Below are 20,640 nucleotides of genomic sequence, written 5' to 3' on the forward strand. Positions count from 1 at the left end.
CGGGCTTGTCCCGGCCATCCACGTCTCTGCCACCAATTCAATATCAAGACGTGGATGCCCGCGACAAGCGCGGGCATGACGAGAAAGACGTCATTCCTCTGCCTTGAAGGGGCGCGTCAACAGCCCCGAGATCGCGGCGTCGATCGTGCTCCGGCCGCTCAGGATCGAAGCGACCGCTTCTGATACCGGCATCTCGATGTTGTGCGAAGCTGCGAGTTCGATCAACACAGGTGCGGTGAACTCGCCCTCGGCAAGCTTGCCCGCGGGAGGCTGCTCGCCGCGGCCCAGCGCAAGGCCGTGCGCGAGATTGCGCGATTGCGGGCTCGAGCAGGTCAGGATCAGATCGCCGAGGCCGGACAGGCCCGTGAGCGTCTCGCCGCGCGCGCCGAGGGCACGGCCGAGGCGCGTGAGTTCGGCAAAGCCGCGGGTCGTCAGCGCAGCCTGGGCGGAGGCGCCGAGCTTGCGCCCGACCGCGATGCCAACCGCGATCGCCAACACGTTCTTGGCCGCACCGCCGATCTCGACGCCGCGGACATCTGTCGTGTGATAGGGCCGGAAGGTCGCCGAGCCCAGCGCCTGCACCAGCGCGCTCGCCAGCGCTTCATCCTTCGCCGCCAGCGTCACCGCGGTCGGCAAGCCGCGCGCGACGTCGTCGGCAAAGCTCGGGCCCGACAGGATCGCCGGCGGCGCGTGAGGTGCGGCTTCCGCGATGACGTCGGTCATGAATTTATGGGTGCCGTGCTCGATGCCTTTGGCGCAGGCGACGATCGGCACCGGCTTTGTCAGATGCGAGGCGAGCATGTTGACTGCGCCGCGCAAATGCTGTGCGGGCGTCGCGATCAGCACCATGTCCGCGCGCGCGGCCTCCGCAAGCTCGTGCGTCACGACGATCTCCGGCGCCAGCCGCACGCCGGGCAGCCGCAGATTGTCGCGGGTCGAGGCGATTCGCGCGGCATGTTCGCTGTTGCGCGCCCAGAGCGTCACGTTCCGCCCGGCGCGCGCCGCGACCGTCGCCAGTGCCGTGCCCCATGCGCCCGCACCAATCACCGCGACGGACCGGAACGCCGTCATAGCTAGAATCCCGCCCGCGTGTTGCCGTAACCGGCCGGCGCCGTGGCGTTGGCATCGAGCAGCCAGCGTGCGCGGGGTTGGGCTTCCATCGTGTCGATCATGCCGAGCGCCAGGCGCTCGGCGCCGGCCCAGGCGATCATCGCGCCGTTATCGGTGCAGAGCGCGGGCGGCGGCATGATCAGTTGCGTCCCGGCCTGCCGCGCGACGTCATGCAGGGCGCCGCGGATCGCCTGATTGGCCGCGACGCCGCCGGCGGCGACGAGGGCATGCGGAGCGCCGAACTGCTCGCGGAAAAGCCTCAGGCCGACGCTCAGCCGGTCGGCGGTCGAGTCGAGCACTGCGGCTTGAAAACTCGCGCAGAGATCGCTGATATCCTGCGGCGCGATCTCGGTTAACCGGCTCGCCTCGTTGCGCACCGCCGTCTTCAATCCCGACAGCGAGAAATTGGCATCGGGCCGTCCCTGCATCGGGCGCGGGAAGGCGAAGCGCGTGGTATCGCCGGTTGCCGCCGCGCGTTCGACCTGTGGCCCGCCCGGATAGGGCAGGCCCAGCATCTTCGCGACCTTGTCGAAAGCTTCGCCCATCGCGTCGTCGACGGTGGTGCCGAGCCGTACATATTGGCCGACCCCGGTGACGGCGACGATCTGGGTATGCCCGCCCGAGGCGAGGAACAGGCAGTAGGGAAATTCAATTCCGTCGGTGAGGCGCGGCGTCAGTGCATGCGCCTCGAGGTGGTTGACCGCGACCAGCGGCGTGTCGTGCACCATCGCGATCGCCTTGGCGGTGGTGAGGCCGACGATGACGCCGCCGATCAGCCCCGGCCCCGCCGCGGCGGCGACACCGTTGAGCTGCGCATAGTCGATGCCGGCCTCGTGCATGGCCCGGTCGATGATGCCGTCGAGGACGTCGACATGCGCGCGTGCGGCAATCTCCGGCACCACGCCGCCGAAGCGGGCATGCTCCTCGATCTGGGACCGCACGATGTTGGACAGGATCTTGCCGCTGCCGTCGGGCGCGCGCTCGATCACGGCCGCGGCGGTCTCGTCGCAGGTGGTTTCGATGCCCAGTACCAGCATTGGCGAATTGTTATCCAATTTGCGCCCTTGCGCTCATCCGTAAAGCAGAGTTCTGGTACGTCCGGTAGCATTCCGGGGTCCACTTGCGCAATCGTCACGCGCAGCCGCCTTCGTGAATGCGTCACCGCCACGCGGTTCGGGAACACAAGCGATGTCCATTCTTGTCACACGGCCGCATCCCGACAATGAGGCAACGGCGGAAAATTTGAGGGCGCGGGGTCATGTGGTGCTGCTCCGCCCCGATGCTCAAGTTCGAGCCGGTCGCCTTCCATGACGAGAGTGAGGCCGACTACGGCGCCATCATCGTCACGTCGGCCAACGCGATCCGCGCCGTCGCGCCGCAATTGCAGGATCTTGGCTTAAAGAACCTTGGCCTTTTGGAGCTGCCGCTGTTTGCGGTCGGCGAGCACACGGCTGCTGCGGCGCGCGACGCCGGCTTCGCCGAGGTGATCGTCGCCGGCGGCGATGCCGCGGCCTTGCGCGACAAGGTGATGCAGAGCGCGCGCGAGAAGCTGCTGAAGAAGAAAAGCACGCTGCTCTATCTCGCGGGCGCGGATCTGTCGCGCGATCTCGGCGGCGAGCTTGGCGCGGAGGGCTTCAGCGTGGTGACGCAGACCACCTATCGCATGACTCCGGTCAAGATCCTGCCGCGCGATGTCTGCGATGGCTTTGCCGCACATGGGATCGAGGCGGTGCTGCACTACTCCCGCCGCAGCGCGCGGGCCTTCCTGGATGCGGCACGGGACGAAGGCGTCGAAATCTCGGCGCTGGCGATCCCGCAATGCTGCCTGTCCGAGACGGTCGCCAGCGTGCTGCGCGATGCCGGCGCGTCGCAGGTTCTGGGGGCTGCGACGCCGGACGAAAATGCCCTATTTGATACCTTGGAGCGTGCTTTGCGGACCCGTTTGGCGTAAGAGGTCGGGCCGAATCCGACGCGATCGGGTCCGTTCAGGGCATTTGAGTGTGAGGAACCGTCACGATGGCCGACGACAAGCCTGAAGACGCAGGATTGGCTCCCGAGTCAGGCCGTGCCAAGCGCACCCCGCCCACCATCGACCTTGAGGCAACCGAAATCTCGACCCAGCCGCAGCCAACGGCGGCCGCCGAACCGGAGGTTCAGCCAACGCCGGAGCAGGCCACGCCAGAGCAGGCCACGGTCGAAGAGTCCAAATCCGAAGAGGCCAGGCCCGACCCGGAGCCCGCGCATGCGGAGGCCGCGGTTGCTTCCGCTCCCGCGTCGGCGCCGGTTTCGCCCTGGGTCATTGCGCCGTTCTCCGGCGCGGTCGCAGCCGCAATCGTGATTGCCGTCGGCTGGATGCTGGGCTGGCCCGCCGTGGAGGCGCCGCCGGCCGCGCCGCAAGTCACGAGCGCGACGGTCGACGCGCTCAGCGGACGTGTCGCCGCGGTCGAAGCCAAGGCGGGCAAGCCCGCCGCCGATCCGGCCACGGTGGCGCGGATCGATGCACTGGAGAAATCCGCAAATGCCTTGCGCAGTGACATCGCCAATCTGCGCGCACAGTCCGACAAGACCGCCAACGACGTGAAATCGGCACCGCGCGCTGCAGCGCCCGATCTTGCCGCGCTCAGCGACCGCATTGCGCAGCTGGAGCGCGCCAGCAAGACGGAGCGCGCCGAGCTCGCACAGCAGGGCGAGAAGATTGCCGACAACAAGGCGACGAATGACAAGCCCCTGCGCCATGTCGTGGCGGCGGCTCTGCTCGACGTCGCGGTTCGGCATGGCGATCCCTACGAATCGCAATTGGCCACGGCGCGGTCGCTCGCGGCCAAGCCCGATATGCTGAAGCCGCTCGACACCTTTGCGTCGTCAGGCATTCCGACGCCGGTCGCGCTGAGCCGCGAATTGCTCAACATCGTGCCCAAGCTCTCGCCGCCGGCGGAAGCCCCGGCCGCCGGTGCCGGCATCGTCGAGCGCCTCCAGGCGGGGGCCTCGAAACTCGTTCGTATCGAGCGCACCGACGGCGTCGGCAATGATCGCGGCGCCATCGTCGCACGGGTGACGGCGGCGGCGCTTCGCAACGATTTCGCGGAAGCGCGGCGCGAGCTGAAGACGCTGCCCGAGGCCGATCGTGCACCGGCACAGGCCTGGCTCGACAAGGCCGATGCGCGCGACGCCGCGCTCGGCGCCTCCCGCAAATTCGCCGACGATGCCATGGCGGATCTCGCCAAGCCCGATCTGGTCAAGCCTGCTCAGTAAAGGTTCGCGCAATAATCAGCGCGTAATAGGGATCGCCATGCTTCGCATCGTCCTCTTCCTCGTCCTGATCGCGCTGGCGGCGGCCGGCGCGGCCTGGGTTGCCGATCAGCCCGGTGATCTCGTCCTGACCGCGGGCGGTTTCCGCGCGTCAACGACGCTTCCGAGGTTCGTGTTTCTGCTCGGCGTCTTTGCGGCGGCGGTCGTGCTGGTCTGGAGCATCGTGACGATGATCTGGCGCGCGCCGGGACGCCTGCGCCGCCGCCGTCACGAGAAACGCCATGCGCGCGGCCGCCATGCCATCACCCACGGCCTGCTCGCGATCGGTCATGGCGATACCGCCCTCGCCCGCCGCCACGCCGATACCGCGCGGCGGCTGGCCGCGAACGATCCGCTCGCACTGCTGCTGCACGCGCAGTCGGCCCAGCTCGAAGGCAATCGCGACGAGGCCCAGCGCGTCTTCCGCGTCATGGCTGAGCGCGAGGATACCCGGCTGCTCGGCCTGCGCGGCCTGTTCATCGAGGCGCAGCGTGCCGACGATGCGGTCGGCGCCGTGATGATCGCGGAGGAGGCGATCAAGCTGTCGCCGTCCTCGACCTGGGCCTCGCACGCGGTGCTCGGCTTCCGCTGCGCGCGCGGCGATTGGAGCGGCGCACTCGCGATCCTCGATTCGAATCTGTCCGCGGGCCTGATCGACAAGGCGGCCTATCGTCGCCAGCGCGGCGTGCTGCTCACGGCCCGCGCGCTGGAATTGGAAACCATGGACCGCGACGTGGCGCGCGAGAGCGTGATGGAGGCCATCAAGCTCGCGCCGACGCTGGTGCCGGCCGCGGTACTTGCGGCGAAGTTCGAGAGCGAAGCGCATCAGGTGCGCCGCTCCATGAAGCTGGTCGAGGCCGCGTGGCTCGCCAATCCGCATCCGGATCTCGCTGACGCCTACGCGCATGTGAAGCTCGGCGATTCTGCGCGGCAGCGCTTGCAGCGGGTCGAGACGCTGGCGGCCAAGACGCCCGCCGACAAGGCGGGCCATGTCGAGGGCCAGCTCGCGATCGCGCGCGCCGCGATCGACGCCTCCGAGTTCGCGCGTGCGCGCGCGGTGCTGGCACCCTACGTCAATGATCCGACCCAGCGCGTCGCGCTGCTGATGGCCGAGCTCGAGCGCACCGAGCACGGCGACGGCGGCCGTGCCCGCGCCTGGACCTTGCGCGCGGTGCGCGCCCGTCACGATCCGGCCTGGACCGCGGACGGCTATGTCAGCGACCGCTGGCGTCCGGTCTCGCCGGTCACCGGCCGTCTCGATGCCTTCCAGTGGCAAACGCCGGTCGCGAGCCTGCCCTCCGACAAGGGCGCCACCATCGAATCCTCGGCCTTCGAGGAAGCCATGCTGGCCGCCCCGCCGCCGAAGCGGGTGACGGCAGCCCCGAGCGAAGCCCCGGTGGAACCGCCCGCGGCTGCACCGGATCCGGTCCCCGCCGCACAGGACAATTCGCCCCCTGAGGCCAAGGAAACGACCGGGGAGGCCGCCAAAGAAGAGCCTGCGGTCACGCCGGCTGCCGAGCCGGTCAATCCCGCCCCTGAGGCGGCCGAATCATCGCCGGAGGCGGCAACGCCGGTGTTCCGGACCCGCGCCGACCTCGGCAAGCCTGCGCCGGCCCCGATCCAGGCCGTCATCCCGATAGTCCGCGCCCCCGATGATCCCGGGATTGATGACGAGGGTCCGAGCGATGAATTTGCGGAACAAATCGGCACGCCCAGAACCCATGCAAAGGCCCAGGCCGGCGGCTGGCGCGGATTCTGGTCCCGCTGGGGCGCGTGAGGCACATTTCGAAGCCCGCTCCACCTTGCCAATTCGGGCCATGCCCGATATCAGGAGCGCGCGTATCGGGACCTGCATTGCGCGGGTCCCGGTAGGGTTCGCCGCAATAGCTCAGTTGGTAGAGCACGTCATTCGTAATGACGGGGTCGGGGGTTCGAATCCCTCTTGCGGCACCATTTATCACTCTGATTTTCCGTTGTTTTCCGCGCCGTTGTTTCATCCTCCGAAGCAGCCTCGCCGCGAGACGGCGTGCCATCGCCTCAGACTTTGCGCAGGCTTTCGATTTCCCACAGCGCCAGTTGCCGCCGGTCGAACGGTGGGGCGTAGTCGTCCAGCACCTTGATCGGCGGCGGGAAGTTGTAGGGCGGAGCGCTCAGATCGATGGAGAAGAAGTCACCCGTGCGGATCGCACGATTTCGGCCCGCCGGGTAAGTGGTCGTCAGGAGATACTTGATGTTGGATCGACGAATGTTGTCGATTGCTTGAAAAATCATCTCTTCGGACAGATGAATGAAGCAATCGCGGCAGAGCAGCAGGTCAGCTTCCGGGAGCGGATCGTTGCAGAGATCGATCCGGAGGAACGTGCGATCTGGGCGACTGTATTGGTCAGCCGTTCGCGCAATCAGTTCCGGAACGATGTCTCCTCCAATGTAGCGAGAAATTGGAAGTTCGATCTTCGACAACCAATGAAAATCACCACAAGGCAAATCGAGCAGGGTACGGATCCCGAGGTCGCCAACCAGACCAGGAAGGCTTTCTCGCACCCTCTGGGTATTGTGCAGCGTGGATCCGCCGCCGGAAGCGGTTTCCTTTTAGCCCCAGACGTTGCGACGATAGATCTCGCCGAACACCTCGCCAGGCGTTCCACGGAGATTGCGCACCATCTGCGTGCGCAACCAGATCAGCGCGGGCTCCGGTAACGTCTGGCGCGCGATGTCGATAGCCGTCGAGAAAAAGGCCGTCTGACGTAACCAGTCTGCAAACTTGTCAAACACATCGCCCCCGTATTGTCGCAAGCTAGACCCGCGCGAACCTGAATTGTTGCGTGCCGCGCTCGGTGGGATCCGGGCTCCGCTCAGTGATGCGAAATCCCTCATGAGCCTGGATGAATGCTTGCTCGGAGATCCAGTTGCGCTCGTATCTGACGAGCTTCTCCTTGGAGGCGAGCGACGATCCTGGACCGTTGTCGCTCAGGTACGAGGTCTGAACCTCTCGCCGGGTCTCTTCGCTGATCGGAACGCGGTACCATGCCAACATTGCCGGCCGAACCGAGCACAGCGTTCTGACGGTTTCCAATGCATCCGGGACGTACTGTATGGTCCCATTCGAGTGGATGAGATCGACAGTGCCGAGCCAGTCGGCGGCCTGGTCGATGCGCTCGAAAAACATCAGCCTATCGGTGCCAAGCTCCTTGGCGCGCTGCACCATTGCTGGCGTCTCAACCACCGCCCATCGAATGTCCGGGCATTGCCGGCGCGCCACCTTGTAATGCAGGCCGGCGCCTCCGCCGAAATCCAGAACCGTGTTTATGCCCGCGACCAGCGGCCAGTCGCTGTCCGGGTTGTAGTTGATTGTCTTCAGGAAAATCGTTTCAACCAGTTCCGGGTTCTCGTACCCCTGAATAACCTCTCGCGGCGGCAGCAGCTTACGCTTCACTCGCTTGATGAAGGTCACAACGGGCGGACTCGGCACGCCTTTTGATACGTGTCGAGCGTCTGCCACAATCAGAAATATTTGGAAACAATCGTCAAACGCGACATGACGTTGCGGGTTGATCGCCGCGGATGCTGATCGCGGGTTCAAGACCGAGCGCAGTCTACGTGATGACAGTCACATAACGCAGATCAGATCTCCCCTAATTTCCCGGTCACGCAAACACGGGGAGATTTCACATGCGCAAGATCATTCTGGTTGCCGCCATGGTCCTGGCTTCTGCATCTGCCCATGCCGCCGACCGCAGCCTGTCGCTGGCCACGGCGACGGCCGCTCCGCAGGCCACCACGACCATCGCCCCGATGACACAAATCAGCGAAGTCGCGCCAGCCACGGAAGCTCCGAAATACGTCGATCGTCCGCCGGCAGTCTCGGCCCCTGCTCCCGCCGCGGCGACGGCTCCTGCCGTGACCGCGACAACGACGACCTCAGCGCCGGCGGCGACTGCCACGAAGACCGCAAAGGCGGGCAAGCCGAAGCACAAGCGCACGTGGACCGAAGGCCGCATCATCAGCGAGCTGCACCGCCACGGCATCTACTGGTAAGGCCGCGACCCGCTGCAAAAGCAAATGGCCGGGCAAGAGCCCGGCCATGCGCGTATTGAGGAAGCGGTTCGGGCTTACTGCGACACCGTCTGCACCACGCTCGTTATCGGACGCGCGCTCGAGGTCGGTACCTTCAGGTCCTTCAGCAGCGCCTCGTCATATTCCGGCAGCGTCTGGAGCGTCGCCTTGGCCTTCATCTGCACGACCTTGTATCCGCCAGCCTTCAGCCGCGCGAGCAGCGCCGGCATCGCTTCGCCGGTGTGCTTCTGGAAGTCGTGCATCAGGATGATGCCCTTGCCGAGCTTGTCGAGCTTGGTCATCACGTTGTCGACGATCTTCTCCGGCGTGGCACCTTTCCTGAAGTCGAAGGAGTCGATGTCGGTCGAGAACATCGCGACATTGCGGGTGCCGAAATAGCTCACCATCGCCGGATTGTGCTGAAGCTGAGGGAAGCGGAAGAACGGTGCCGGATTGGTGCCGAGCGCGAACCTCACCGCGCTGAAGCCCTTCTCGACCTCGTCCTTGACCTGTTGCTCCGTCATCTTCTTGCTGTTCAGGTTGACATGCGACCACGTGTGCGTGCCGACCGTGTGGCCCTGGGCCAGCACCTGGCGCAGGATTTCGGGATGATAGGTCGCGTGCTTGCCGACCGAGAAGAAAAGACCCTTGGTGCATTCATCCCCGAGCGCCTTCAGCACCGCGGGCGTGTTGACCGGCCACGGACCGTCGTCGAAGGTCAGCACGACCTCCTTGTCGGTGAGGAAGTCGAACTGCTTGAAATGCTCGAAGCCGAAGCCGGGTCCGCCGGTGGTGTCGATCTCGACCACGCGGGCAACGCCCAGCGCGTTCGGATTGGCACAGGTCGACCGCTGCTGCACCGGCATGGCCGGAGCGGGCGCAGGCGCCGCTGCCTGAGCAACTGCCGTCGGCCTGGCCGCGATCGCCGCGGTGGTCTCGACGTCATCCTTGGCGGCGAGCTTCGCCTGTGCCGGCAATTGATCGGCGGCACGGGCGGCCGTTGTTTTGGGGGCGCCCTGATCGGCGCGCGCGGAATAATAAAACCAACCGCCGACGGCGATCACGACCGCCGCAACTACACTGGCCAGCATCAGGCCCAACGCATTACGCATCGCTATTCTTTCCAATTACGCAACCAACCCTGCGGAATCTCCCGCGCGACGAGCCATTAATGCGAAGGAACAGTTAACGTGACACCAACACGACGGCGTTTGCGCCGGATTTTCAGCGAGGTGCGCCATGTGACGGAGGTCACAGATGGATGGCCACCCGTGACCGTCATCACAGTGGAAACTGTTTTGCCGGAGCATCGTAGTTCCCACCAACAACGGGCCCCGCTTCCAGCGGCGCCAATGGGAGCTTCAAATGACCAAATCTTCTTCGGCCAAGTCTTTCTCTGCGAAATTGCTGACGAGTAGGATCCGCGACACCAGCCTGGCTCTGGGCTTTGCCGCGATCGTCTCGATCGTCGCGACGACCGCGAGCTTCGCCTTCTCGGCCGAGGCGCAGCAGCAGTGCACCGGCGATGCCTTCCGCCTGTGCTCCTCGGAAATCCCCAACGTCCCGAAGATCACGGCGTGCATGATGAAGCATCGCTCTGATCTGAGCGCCGGCTGCCGCGCGGTGATGGACAAGGACCTCGCAAAGGGCGCCTCACGCAAGGTCGCTGACGCCCAGGACAAGCAGTAGGACAACGCGCAACGGCGATCGTTGTTGGCTCCCCTCGCGATGTGCTCCCGGCGTCAAGCCGGGGCCACGCGCGCCAGTCCCGCTCGGCAATAAAGCCGTTGCGGCTCCAGGATCGTCGCACTAGCTTCGCCCGCACATCCTTGGGGTAAGAGGCATTACGCGATGACCAGATTTCTTTTCATTGTTTCTTTGATTCTGTGCGCATCGAGCGCCTCAGCGCAACAGCAGCCCGGCCACGATGCCTGCGCGCGCGATGTGACGCGCTTCTGCCGTGCCGTGATGAACAATGGCGATGGCGCCGTGCTCGCTTGCCTCAAGCAGAACCGTACCCGCCTCAGCAAAGCCTGCGACAAGGTGTTGACGGATCACGGGCAGTAAGACGTGCCGTCGCAGCCCGGCTGAGCGAAATCCGGGGTCTGCCCGCGCGGTGAGATCGTCCCGGATTGCGCTTCGCGCCATCCGGGCTACAGGCCAAAACCTACGTGCTGCTTCCCGCCGCGCTCGCGACCACCGGCAGCACCTCGGCGCCGGCACGATCCGGCGTCTCTTCCTTCCAGCGCACCGAGCCGAACGGACGCTCCAGCATGCGGCGGATCCGCACCGGATCGGGGCCGATGTGGAAATCGATCGCCTGTTGATGCAACGCGCGTTCGGACTGCGTCGAGCGGTTGCGCTGGCGCAAGTAATCGAGCCAGGTCGGACAGTGGTAGCGCTCGGTCCACAATTCGGGGTCGGCGATGTCGCGCGCGATCGACCAGCCATAGGCGCCGTTGCGCTGCCGGGAGAGCTGCACGTCCTGCATCACATTGTGGAAGGCGCGTGCATTCTCTTGGCTCACCCTATATTCGATCTCGACCACCAGCGGCCCGCTGCGCGCCGTGAGCGACAGTTTGACTTCCGGATCGGCGAGCACGTCCGCGTCCTCGTTGCGGGCGCCGACGCGCGGCATCGCCAGCCAAATGCCCAGCACCGGCGAGATCAGCATCAGGCTGGCGGCCGTCAGCAGCGCGACCTCGACGCCGGCATAATCGGTGAGATGGCCCCAGCCCCAGGCGCCGATCGCAATGCCGCCGGATATCGAGGCCTGGAACGCCGCGAGCGAACGGCCCGCGACCCAGCGCGGCGCCGAGAGCTGCACGCCGATGTTGAACAGCGCGACCGCCGCCATCCAGACCGCACCGGCGAGCACAAGCGCCGCCGCCGTCAACACCGGCTCCGTGCTCACGGCGAGCGCGGCCATCGCAAATGCCATCGAGATGGTGCAGGCGCGGATCGCCGCTTCACCGCTCATGCGCTTGCGCAATTCATGGATGTTGAGCGCACCGACGACGGCGCCCATGCCGAAGGCACCCAGCATGATGCCGTAGGTCTGCGCGCCGCCATGCAGCAAATCGCGCGCGATCAGCGGCATCAGGGCCATGATGGCGCCGCCGATCAGGCCCATCACCAGCGTGCGCAACAGCACGATCTTGATCGGCGGCGAATTGGTGATGTAGCGGAAGCCCGAGACCATCGCGCGGTTGAGCTTCTCCCGCGGCAGGCGCGAGGGCTCGGTGTTGCGCCGCCAGAGCAGCAGCACCACCAGCAGCGGCAGATAGAGGATCGCGTTGCAGGCAAACGCGGCCACCGCGCCGAGCGAGGCGACGATGACGCCGCCGACCGCGGGACCGAAGCTGCGTGCAATATTGTAGCTGATGCCGTTCAGTGCGACGGCTGACGGCAGTGATTCGGGCGGCACCTGCTCGCTGACCGAGGATTGCCACGCCGGCCCGAACAGCGCATTGCCGCTGCCCACCACGAAGCAGAACACGAGCAGCGTTTCCGGGGTGATCAGCTTGAGCCAGGCCAGCACCGTCAGCGCAGTCGCGCCGATCAGCGCGATCGCGAGCGAAATCAAGGTCACGATGCGCCGGTCATACATGTCGGCGATGGCGCCGGCCGGCATCGAGATCAGCATGATCGGCAGCATCAGCGCGGTCTGCACCAGCGCCACCTTGTCGGCCGAGGCCGCCATCTGCGTCATCGCCCAGGCCGCGCCCACGCCCTGGATCAAGAGGCCAAGATTGGAGAGCAGGCTGGCGAGCCAGATGCGCCGGAACACGGTGTACCGCAGGGGTGCGGCGATGCCGTCGCCGGCGAATTTCTGACGGTTCGGCTGCTCGGTCATATCCCCTTCCATATGGGCTGGCAGAAGTGGTCTTGGAATGGTCTTTGGGTGATTCCGGCAAGTCCAGTGATGCCTGCGAAAGTCCTTCGCTGTCCAGTGGTTAGGCCGCTATAAGCGGCACAAAGACATGGTTTTTCCGGAGAAACATATGAAGCTGTCGCGACGGTCGATCCTGCTGGGAGTAGGCAGCTTGCCTTTCGCGGTTGCGAGCTTGCGGACAGGCGCGCTGGCCCAGACCGTGCCCGCGGCTCAGACTGCCGAGGTGCCGCCGGTCCTGTTCGTCCACGGCAATGGCGAGTACGACGCGCTCTGGATGACGACCTTGTGGCGAATGGAATCCAACGGCGTCGCGCGCGATCGCATGATGGCGATCAACTTCACTGATCCCAATGCGCGGAGCGACGACAAGGTCGAGCAAGCGGGGCGCTCCTCGACCGAGGACCAGCGCCGCGAACTCGCGGCGGCCATCGCGGAATTGAAGCGCCGCGCCGGCGCGGCCCGCGTGGCGCTGGTCGGCAGCTCGCGCGGTGGCTATGCGATTCGCAACGTCATCAGGAACGGCGGTGCCGGCGATGTCAGCCATGCCGTGCTGTGCGGCACACCCAATCACGGCGTGTTCGCGACCGATGACCAGCCGAACAACGAGTTCAACGGCCGCGGCACATTTCTGCGCGGTCTCAACGAGGGCGAGAGCGAGGTGACGCCGGGTGTTGCCTTCCTTACGCTGCGCAGCGACGGCATGGACAAATACGCCCAGGCGGATGGCCGCTTCATCGGCAAGCCCGGCACGCCGACCGGTGTTACCGTCGAAGGGCCGGAGTTGAAGGGCGCCACCAATCTCGTGCTCGGCGCGCTCGACCATCGCGAAGTGGCGTTTCACCCGCGCGCCTTCCGCGAGATCTACAAATTCATTGCCGGCCGCGAGCCCGCGCGCATCGCGATTGTGCCGGAGCAGAGCGTCAGTTTGAGCGGCCTTGTGACCGGTACGCCAGGCGGCGTGTCGACCAATCGCCCGGTGGCAGGTGCAACCGTCGATGTCTTCCGCGTTGATCCTGATACCGGGGAGCGCAAAGGCAGCGCGGTGCACAGCGCGAAGACCGGCGCCGACGGCCGCTGGGGTCCGGCGCAGGTCGAGCCTTCCTGGTTCCTCGAATTCGTCCTGACATCGCCGGACGCGCCGACGACGCATATCTACCGCACGCCCTTCCCGCGCTCGTCCGATGTCGTGCATCTGCGTGCCGCGCGCCCGCTCGGGCCGGCGGACAAGGATGCCGGCGCCGTCGTGATCATGTCACGCCCGCGCGGCTATTTCGGCCTGCCGCGGGACGTGGTGCTGCTCGACGGCAAGGAGCCGGCCGACGTCAAGCCGGGTGTGCCCACGGATTCGGCAGCAACCTTGCGGCTCCCGGCCGCGGAGGCCGGGCGTAACGTCGTGGCCCAGTTCGGCGAAGAACGAATTGTGGCGCGTGCCTGGCCCGCCTCCGAGAACAGGATTGCGATTGCCGAGCTGACTTACTAGCTATTGGCTTGGGTCATATCTGCGGGAGAGAGCCATGAACATCGCCAGTGTGCGTCGGCCCATCATCCCTCCGACCCCGCCGCGTGCGCCCGACGACATGTCGTTTCTCGGCCGGGTCGCGGTCCTCAAGCAGAACATGATCGCGACCTGGGGCCAGCGTGCCTACGAAGAAGAGGTCATCAAGGGCCGCTTTTTCCTCCACAACAGCTTCATTCTGAATCAGCCGAATGCAATTCGGCATGTCCTGCTCAGCAATTATGAAAACTACACGCGCACGCCGGCGGGGATCCGCATGCTGCGTCCGGTGCTCGGCGAAGGAGTTCTGATCGCGGAAGGCCACGCCTGGGCGCATCAGCGCCGTACGCTCGCGCCGGCCTTCACGCCGCGTGCGACCGCAAATCTCGTCCCGCATATGACCGCGGTGCTCGACGAGACCATCACAAAGCTCGATGCGCGAACAAGCGAGCCGGTCGATCTGCGCGAGACGATGCAGCGTATGACGCTGGAGATCGCCGGACGCACGATGTTCTCGTTCGGCATGGACCGTCACGGCCCGACCTTGCGCAACTTCGTCATGGAATACGGCGCGCGGCTCGGACGGCCCTATTTCCTCGACATGCTGCTGCCGGTGTCCTGGCCGACCCCGATGGATTTTGCCCGCGCGCGCTTCCGCAAGCGTTGGACCGAATTCGTCGCGATGCTGATCGCCGAGCGCCGCACGATGGGCAAGAAGGACGGCGCGCCGCCGCGCGACCTGTTCGATCTCATGGACGCGGCGCGCGATCCCGAAACCGGCAAGGGCTTTTCGGACGCGCAACTCGTCGACGAGGTCGCGACCATGATCCTGGCGGGTCACGAGACCACGGCGACGGCGCTGTTCTGGGCGCTCTATCTGCTCGCGCTCGATCCGGAGACGCAGGAGGAAGTTGCCTCCGAGACCCACGGCGAGCACCTCGACAGCATGGCCGACATCGATCGCCAGAAGTTCACCCGTGCGGTGATCGAGGAGACCATGCGGCTCTATCCGCCGGCCTTCCTGGTCGCGCGCGCCGCGCGCGAGAAGGACAATCCGGCCGGCGTCGAGATCGGCAAGGGCGACATCATCATGATCGCGCCCTGGCTGCTGCACCGGCATGAGAAGCTGTGGGATCAGCCGAACGCCTTCATTCCCAAACGCTTCATGTCGAACGAGGCGCCCGACCGTTTCGCTTACCTGCCGTTCGGCGCGGGTCCGCGCGTCTGCATCGGCGCGCCGTTCGCGCAAGCCGAATCCGTGCTGGCGCTGGCCCGGTTGATCGGCGCCTTCCGTATCGAGCTTGCCGACAGGGTTCCGGTGATCCCGCTCGGCGTCGTGACGACCCAGCCGGACCACTCACCCTTGTTCCGCATCACGCGTCGGTGACAGACATTCGTCTGCCCGATGGCGCGATCCACCCCAGATAGAGCCTCCGCCATGAGCGACATCCAGGCCCAGTTTTCCGTTCTGAAGCAGACCGCCGACGCCAAGGTGGTCGACGCGATTGCACACCTCATCGAGAACGGCGAGGATCACGAGCTCAACCGCGTCAATGTCCTCGATTTCTCCAGGCAGCATGGCCTCGACGAAGAGCACACGATCTCCACCTTCCTGCATGCGGCGCGGCTCGGACTGTTCGATCTCGGCTGGAATGTGCTCTGTCCGGGCTGCGGCGGCGTGCTGGGTGCCCATTCGACGCTGAAGGCGCTCAAGCCGGACGATTATCACTGCGCGCTCTGCGCCTGCGGCTACAAGGCGTCGGTCGACGATCAGGTCGAGGTCTCCTTCACCGTCAATCCGCGCGTGCGGCGCATCGCAGCGCACGATCCCGATACGCTTCCGGTGTGGGAATATTTCAAGCAGGTATTCTGGAGTTCCGGCGTCGACTTCAACAAGGAATCCTTCGCGACGCTCGCCAACGAGGTGACGCTCGATACACTCGAGCTTCCGGCGGGCGAGAAAGCGACCATGTCGCTGCAACTGCCGGGCGACTTCATCATCATCTTCGAGCCGGTGACGCACGCAGCCCATTTCATCGACGTCCAGGGCGAGCCGACCAAGGAGCGCCAGCAGTTCGCGATCATGTACAACAAGGTGCAGGCTCCGACAGGGACGACGACCATGCGGCCGGGGCCGCTGCGGCTGTCGCTGGAGAACCAGGCCGGCGTGCGCGTGTTGCCGTCGGTGTTCATCGCGGCCGAGGCGCTCCATCATCTCATCGGCAAGCGCAAGCCGTTCCTCACCGCCAAGCGCATGCTGTCGAACCAGACGTTTCGCGATGTCTTCAAGGCGGACAATCTCAGCCTCGACCAGCGGCTCCAGATCACGTCGCTGACATTCCTGTTCACCGATTTGAAGGGCTCGACCGCGCTCTACGAGCGCGTCGGCGATCTCGCCGCCTTCGATCTCGTGCGCGCGCATTTCCATGCGCTGCTCGAGATCATCTCCTCCGAGAAGGGCGCGGTGGTGAAGACGATCGGCGACGCCGTGATGGCGACCTTCGTCCGCCCCGAGCACGCCATCGTCGCGGGCCTGCGCATGCGGTCCGCGATGGACGAGCTCAACAGGCAGCGCGGCACCGACGATCTCATCGTCAAGATCGGCATCCATGAAGGCCCGTGCCTTGCGGTGATGCTCAACGAACGCCAGGATTATTTCGGCCAGACCGTCAACATCGCCGCTCGCGTCCAGAGCCTGTCGACGGCGCAGGAGATCCACATCACGGGCCCCGTGCTCGATGCGCCCGCAGTCGCCGAGGTGCTCGAGCAGCGCGCGATCAAGCCGATCCAGAAGCAGGCGGCCCTGCGCGGCATCGCCGACAAGATGGTGGTGTACGAGATACCGTGACAGATTGCCGAAAGGTAATGCCCGCGCGGAGCTGACGCACGTTGCGGCGGTTGAGTTTCCCACTCATATAACGCTGGTGGCGGCCGCACCCCCGCGGCTTCATCGTTTTCGGTAGGATCCTATGCTCGACGGCCTGCGCCAATTCATCGCTGACATTGTGGCTCCTCATGCCGCGGATCGTGCTTTCGGCGATGGCGATTACCGGCTTGCGGCCACCGCGCTGCTGGTTCACGTGGTCTCGCTGGACGGTCAGCCGACGGCGACCGAGCAGCGCAAGCTGCACAGCCTGATCGAAAGCCATTTCGGGCTGGATCGCGGTACCGCCGATCGCCTGATTGCGGACGCTACCCAGGTCGAGGGCGAGGCCGTCGACCTCTATCACTTCACCAGCGTCATCATGCGCTCGCTCGACGAAGAGGGCCGCAAGCGCATCGTCCAGATGATGTGGGAGCTGGTCTATGCCGATGGCCAGGTGTCCGAGTTCGAGGATAACGTCGTCTGGCGCGCGTCCGACCTGCTCGGGATCGCCCAGCGCGACCGGATCGACCTCAAGCATGCGGTCGCAAATCGCGCCGGTGGTCAGGTCAAGGACGGCGCCGTCGGGGGTTGAGCCGTCTCGACGCGGTATTATCGGCGGTTGTGCTGACCACATGACGAAACTTTAATATACCCCCGTCGGCCAGCCCGGCCCCGGATTTCCCCGTAAAATCCGTGGTTTTCCTGCTTCCCTGTTGCCCGCTCAAGCAGCCATGCTGCCGGTGACGCTTGCCTGTCGCGCTCGGCCTATGCTCTCGTTCCGCCATTGCGGGGCCAAAAAACTTCAATTCAAGAGACTTCGATCGTGACTGAGCGGGTAACGTTGATCACCGGTGCGTCGGCGGGCATCGGCACGGAGCTGGCGCGTGTGTTCGCCGCCAACGGGCATCGCCTCGCGCTGACGGCGCGACGCGCAGACCGGCTGGAGGCGCTTGCGAACGAGCTCGCCGCCAAGGGTGGCAAGAAGCCGATCGTGATCGCCTGCGACCTGCAGGAGGCGGATGCGGGCGAGAAGATCGCCGCCGCGCTTGCCGCCGAAGACGTCGAGCTCGACCATCTCGTCAACAATGCCGGCTTCGGCGTGTTCGGCGATGCGATCGAGCGCGACCGCGTCGAACAGGTCGGCATCGTCGATGTCAACGTCCGGGCTCTGACGGATCTGTCGCTGCGCTTTGCCGATCAGCTGATCAGGAACAAGGGCGGTCTTCTCAATGTCGGATCGGTCGCGGGCTTTCTGCCCGGCCCCGGCATGGCCGTGTACTACGCGTCCAAGGCCTATGTGATTTCCCTCACCGAGGCCTTGCGGGCGGAGCTCGCGCCGCGCGGCGTTCGCGTCACCGTACTTTGCCCGGGTCCGGTGCCCACCGAATTCCAGGCGCGCGCCGGCGTCGGGTCCGGTCATGATACGGCTCTTCTCAACGTGTCTGCCGCCGAAGTTGCGCAACAAGCTTATCGCGGCCTGATGGCCAACAAACGGGCAGTGTTGCCTGGTCTCGGCATCAAGATCGTGCCGTTCGCGCTGCGTTTCTTCCCGCGCGGCTTCATCCTGTCCGCCACCAGCCGGTTCCAGAGGCAGAGGCACTGATTCCTTGTTTTGACGCGTTTTCTTTACGCGAACCGGTACCCACTTCGCTCGAAAACGCTTTAAAGAAAGCTCAGAGCTCCGTAGTGGCCCGGAGCTTGCTTCAATATCGGGACGCGTGTGCGCGAACTCACACGATGTTAACTACCGCTTAGTTATGCTGGCGGTCTGAACCGATAGCACTCGCAGAGGCCATGTCGTTCCGGACGGACAGGTTTGGTGGCGCAGAATTGGTGCCCTTCCCAAGAAGGACGCCGAGCGCCGCCGCCTCCGAAGCCCGGTTGCCGGTTCTGATCATCCTGCATCAGGAATCCTCGACGCCCGGCCGCGTCGGCAATGGGCTGCGCGCGCTCGGCCATCGCCTCGACATTCGCCGGCCGCGCTTCGGCGATCCCCTGCCCGACACGCTCGACCAGCATGCCGGCGCTGTTTTTTTCGGCGGTCCGATGAGCGCCAACGATCCCGACGACTACATCCGCCGCGAGATCGACTGGATCGAAATTCCGCTCCGCGAACAGCGGCCGTTCCTTGGTATCTGCCTCGGCGCGCAGATGCTGGCGATGCAGTTGGGGGCCCGCGTCGCACCGCATGCGCAGGCGCTGACCCAGATCGGCTACTATCCGATCCGCCCGACCGCGGCGGGCCACGCGCTCTGCCCGAATTGGCCGGCGCAGGTCTATCACTGGCATCGCGAAGGATTTGAACTGCCCGTCGGCGCTGAGCTGCTTGCGGAAGGCGATGATTTTCCGATCCAGGCGTTCCGCACCGGCAATGCTTTCGGGGTGCAGTTTCATCCTGACGTGACCTGCGCGATGATGCATTGCTGGACCACGCGCGGCTATGACGGCCTCAGCGCGCCCGGCGCGCGCGAGCGGCATCATCATTTCGCGGACCGTGCCGTGTACGACGTTGCGGAGCGGGCCTGGCTCGATCATTTCATCGATGGCTGGCTGGCGCGCCGGCAGGTGCTGGCGCAAGCCGCCGAGTGATCGCGCCTCTGCGCAAGGCCTTCGCGCAAGGCCTTGCCTGATCCCTGGATATGCTAGGCTCGTTCCTAACGAGCGCGCGCGAACGCGTGCCGGCAGACACAGGGAGAGCGTCATGGCCTATGAACACATTTTGTATGAGGTGAGCGACAAGGTCGCGACCATCACGCTCAATCGCCCTGATCGCATGAATGCGTGGACGCCGACGATGGAGCGCGACGTGCGCCATGCGATGGAAGCATCGAGCGCCGATGACGATGTCCGCGTCATCGTGCTCACCGGCGCGGGCCGCGCCTTCTGCGCCGGCGCCGACATGGATGCGCTGAAGGGGCTCGACCCCAACGACGTCAGGCGTGCCTCGAACCTGCCGCCCTTCGACATGAATCGCCGGCCGGACTGGCAGACGCGTTACGGCTTCTATCCATCGATCGGAAAACCCGTCATCGCCATGCTCAACGGCGCGACCGCCGGCATCGGCCTCGTGCACGCGCTTTATTGCGACCTGCGCTTTGCCGCCGACAATACCGTCTTCACGACAGCCTTCGCGCGGCGCGGACTGATCGCCGAGCATGGCATGTCCTGGATGCTGCCGCGCATCGTCGGCCACGCCAATGCGATGGATCTGCTGCTCTCGGCCCGCCGCGTGTCGAGCGAGGAGGCGCTGCGGATCGGCCTGGTGAACCGGCTCTGCTCGCCGGAGAAGCTGCGCGAGGAGACCTACGCCTATGCGCGCGACCTCGCCGACATGGTTTCCCCGAGCGCGATGGCCGTGATCAAGCGCCAGCTCTACGAGGTGCCGTTCCAGACCCTGGCGGAGGCCACGATCGAGGCCAACCGCGAGATGATGGTCGCGTTGAACGGCAGCGATTTCCGGGAGGGGGTCGCGAGCTTCATGGAGAAGCGGCCGCCGAGGTTCACGGGGAAGTAGGGGGGCTGGCTGAACTCGGGGAAAAGGTCCGCCGTCGCCCTTCGGGCTATGGCGGGACAGCCTTCGCTCACTTCGCTACGAGGGAGCTTGGCTGGCTTGCCTAGCGGTAGCTCGCGAATGTCAGTGATGGTGGATGGGGTCCGCCGTCGCCCTTCGGGCTATGGCGGGACAGCCTTCGCTCGCTTCGCTACGAGGGAGCTCGGCTGGCTTGCCTAGCCGTAGCTCGCGAAGCGAGCGAAGGCTGGTGGAGCCAGGCGGGATCGAACCGCCGACCTCGTCATTGCGAACGACGCGCTCTCCCAGCTGAGCTATGGCCCCGTTTGGCGGCCGCTCTGGTGAATGCGGCCGACAACCGGGCGCCATTTAAGTCCCCGCCAAGGTCAAGTCAAGGACGGGTGTGACCCGGTTTTAACCATCCC

19 protein-coding genes, 2 tRNA genes and 1 pseudogene are annotated in these 20,640 nt (G+C 65.5%); 14 read left to right on the top strand and 8 right to left on the bottom strand.

The features are described from left to right. Positions 1 to 90: 90 nt before the first annotated feature. Both ACVJ5M_RS04610 and tsaD read right to left on the bottom strand, forming a co-directional pair. On the bottom strand, positions 91 to 1,071 hold the full coding sequence (locus ACVJ5M_RS04610; RefSeq protein ID WP_354099899.1) for an NAD(P)H-dependent glycerol-3-phosphate dehydrogenase: 981 nt from the start codon (positions 1,069 to 1,071) through the stop codon (positions 91 to 93). A gap of 2 nt (positions 1,072 to 1,073) precedes the next feature. Continuing rightward, the gene (tsaD, locus tag ACVJ5M_RS04615; RefSeq protein WP_063980324.1) at positions 1,074 to 2,147 is read right to left on the bottom strand and encodes a tRNA (adenosine(37)-N6)-threonylcarbamoyltransferase complex transferase subunit TsaD; all 1,074 of its coding nucleotides are present in this window, start codon (positions 2,145 to 2,147) and stop codon (positions 1,074 to 1,076) included. A 151-nt stretch (positions 2,148 to 2,298) separates the two neighbouring features. Between tsaD and ACVJ5M_RS04620 the strand changes: the two are divergent. The 4 genes and pseudogenes from ACVJ5M_RS04620 to ACVJ5M_RS04635 all read left to right on the top strand — a co-directional run bounded on the left by ACVJ5M_RS04620 (position 2,299) and on the right by ACVJ5M_RS04635 (position 6,351). Beyond that, positions 2,299 to 3,061, top strand: a pseudogene (locus tag ACVJ5M_RS04620) (uroporphyrinogen-III synthase). A 65-nt stretch (positions 3,062 to 3,126) separates the two neighbouring features. Next, positions 3,127 to 4,362: a hypothetical protein gene (locus ACVJ5M_RS04625; protein ID WP_063980326.1), complete on the top strand. Its 1,236-nt coding sequence runs from the start codon at positions 3,127 to 3,129 to the stop codon at positions 4,360 to 4,362. Between the two features lie 37 nt (positions 4,363 to 4,399). Beyond that, positions 4,400 to 6,175, top strand: a complete 1,776-nt coding sequence (locus ACVJ5M_RS04630; RefSeq protein WP_063980327.1) for a heme biosynthesis HemY N-terminal domain-containing protein — start codon at positions 4,400 to 4,402, stop codon at positions 6,173 to 6,175. 100 nt (positions 6,176 to 6,275) lie between these two features. Continuing rightward, a tRNA-Thr gene (locus tag ACVJ5M_RS04635) sits at positions 6,276 to 6,351 on the top strand. Between the two features lie 84 nt (positions 6,352 to 6,435). On the opposite strand, the gene ACVJ5M_RS04640 is transcribed toward ACVJ5M_RS04635, so the two are convergent. The 3 genes from ACVJ5M_RS04640 to ACVJ5M_RS04650 form a co-directional block, all read right to left on the bottom strand. Further along, complete coding sequence (locus ACVJ5M_RS04640; protein ID WP_063980328.1) at positions 6,436 to 6,858, bottom strand: class I SAM-dependent methyltransferase; 423 nt, start codon at positions 6,856 to 6,858, stop codon at positions 6,436 to 6,438. Positions 6,859 to 6,987: 129 nt separating this feature from the next. Beyond that, a complete protein-coding gene (locus ACVJ5M_RS04645; RefSeq protein WP_187387858.1) occupies positions 6,988 to 7,170 on the bottom strand; it encodes a hypothetical protein in 183 nt (60 codons plus the stop codon). Between the two features lie 22 nt (positions 7,171 to 7,192). Continuing rightward, on the bottom strand, positions 7,193 to 7,849 hold the full coding sequence (locus ACVJ5M_RS04650) for a class I SAM-dependent methyltransferase (protein ID WP_187387859.1): 657 nt from the start codon (positions 7,847 to 7,849) through the stop codon (positions 7,193 to 7,195). 218 nt (positions 7,850 to 8,067) lie between these two features. Here ACVJ5M_RS04650 and ACVJ5M_RS04655 point away from each other — a divergent pair, with 218 nt between their 5' ends. Further along, positions 8,068 to 8,433 carry a hypothetical protein gene (locus ACVJ5M_RS04655; protein ID WP_063980331.1) on the top strand — a complete coding sequence of 122 codons (366 nt, stop codon included), beginning with the start codon at positions 8,068 to 8,070 and terminating at the stop codon, positions 8,431 to 8,433. Between the two features lie 74 nt (positions 8,434 to 8,507). On the opposite strand, the gene ACVJ5M_RS04660 is transcribed toward ACVJ5M_RS04655, so the two are convergent. Next, the gene (locus tag ACVJ5M_RS04660) at positions 8,508 to 9,563 is read right to left on the bottom strand and encodes a polysaccharide deacetylase family protein (protein ID WP_063980332.1); all 1,056 of its coding nucleotides are present in this window, start codon (positions 9,561 to 9,563) and stop codon (positions 8,508 to 8,510) included. Between the two features lie 253 nt (positions 9,564 to 9,816). On the opposite strand from ACVJ5M_RS04660, the gene ACVJ5M_RS04665 reads away from it, so the two are divergent. Beyond that, positions 9,817 to 10,140: a hypothetical protein gene (locus ACVJ5M_RS04665; RefSeq protein WP_063980333.1), complete on the top strand. Its 324-nt coding sequence runs from the start codon at positions 9,817 to 9,819 to the stop codon at positions 10,138 to 10,140. Between the two features lie 162 nt (positions 10,141 to 10,302). Next, positions 10,303 to 10,518 (top strand): hypothetical protein, encoded by a 216-nt coding sequence (locus ACVJ5M_RS04670; RefSeq protein WP_063980334.1) that lies wholly within the window; start codon positions 10,303 to 10,305, stop codon positions 10,516 to 10,518. Positions 10,519 to 10,618: 100 nt separating this feature from the next. Here ACVJ5M_RS04670 and ACVJ5M_RS04675 read toward each other — a convergent pair whose 3' ends face one another. Further along, on the bottom strand, positions 10,619 to 12,307 hold the full coding sequence (locus tag ACVJ5M_RS04675) for an MFS transporter (RefSeq protein ID WP_063980335.1): 1,689 nt from the start codon (positions 12,305 to 12,307) through the stop codon (positions 10,619 to 10,621). 148 nt (positions 12,308 to 12,455) lie between these two features. Between ACVJ5M_RS04675 and ACVJ5M_RS04680 the strand changes: the two genes are divergently transcribed. From ACVJ5M_RS04680 to ACVJ5M_RS04710, 7 genes are all read left to right on the top strand, one after another. Then, positions 12,456 to 13,826: a hypothetical protein gene (locus tag ACVJ5M_RS04680; protein ID WP_063980336.1), complete on the top strand. Its 1,371-nt coding sequence runs from the start codon at positions 12,456 to 12,458 to the stop codon at positions 13,824 to 13,826. 34 nt (positions 13,827 to 13,860) lie between these two features. Beyond that, positions 13,861 to 15,228, top strand: a complete 1,368-nt coding sequence (locus ACVJ5M_RS04685; RefSeq protein WP_456679261.1) for a cytochrome P450 — start codon at positions 13,861 to 13,863, stop codon at positions 15,226 to 15,228. Positions 15,229 to 15,279: 51 nt separating this feature from the next. Further along, positions 15,280 to 16,689 carry an adenylate/guanylate cyclase domain-containing protein gene (locus ACVJ5M_RS04690; protein WP_063980338.1) on the top strand — a complete coding sequence of 470 codons (1,410 nt, stop codon included), beginning with the start codon at positions 15,280 to 15,282 and terminating at the stop codon, positions 16,687 to 16,689. A 121-nt stretch (positions 16,690 to 16,810) separates the two neighbouring features. Further along, a complete protein-coding gene (locus tag ACVJ5M_RS04695; protein WP_063980339.1) occupies positions 16,811 to 17,299 on the top strand; it encodes a tellurite resistance TerB family protein in 489 nt (162 codons plus the stop codon). 231 nt (positions 17,300 to 17,530) lie between these two features. Continuing rightward, positions 17,531 to 18,310 (top strand): SDR family NAD(P)-dependent oxidoreductase, encoded by a 780-nt coding sequence (locus ACVJ5M_RS04700; RefSeq protein WP_063980340.1) that lies wholly within the window; start codon positions 17,531 to 17,533, stop codon positions 18,308 to 18,310. A gap of 191 nt (positions 18,311 to 18,501) precedes the next feature. Further along, complete coding sequence (locus tag ACVJ5M_RS04705; RefSeq protein WP_063980341.1) at positions 18,502 to 19,296, top strand: glutamine amidotransferase; 795 nt, start codon at positions 18,502 to 18,504, stop codon at positions 19,294 to 19,296. A 112-nt stretch (positions 19,297 to 19,408) separates the two neighbouring features. Further along, positions 19,409 to 20,221 (top strand): enoyl-CoA hydratase, encoded by an 813-nt coding sequence (locus ACVJ5M_RS04710; protein ID WP_063980342.1) that lies wholly within the window; start codon positions 19,409 to 19,411, stop codon positions 20,219 to 20,221. Between the two features lie 242 nt (positions 20,222 to 20,463). Here the strand turns inward: ACVJ5M_RS04710 and ACVJ5M_RS04715 are convergent. After that, positions 20,464 to 20,539 (bottom strand) — tRNA-Ala (locus ACVJ5M_RS04715). Between the last annotated feature and the right edge of the window lie 101 nt (positions 20,540 to 20,640).

It is taken from the genome of Bradyrhizobium sp. S3.7.6 (assembly GCF_054061875.1).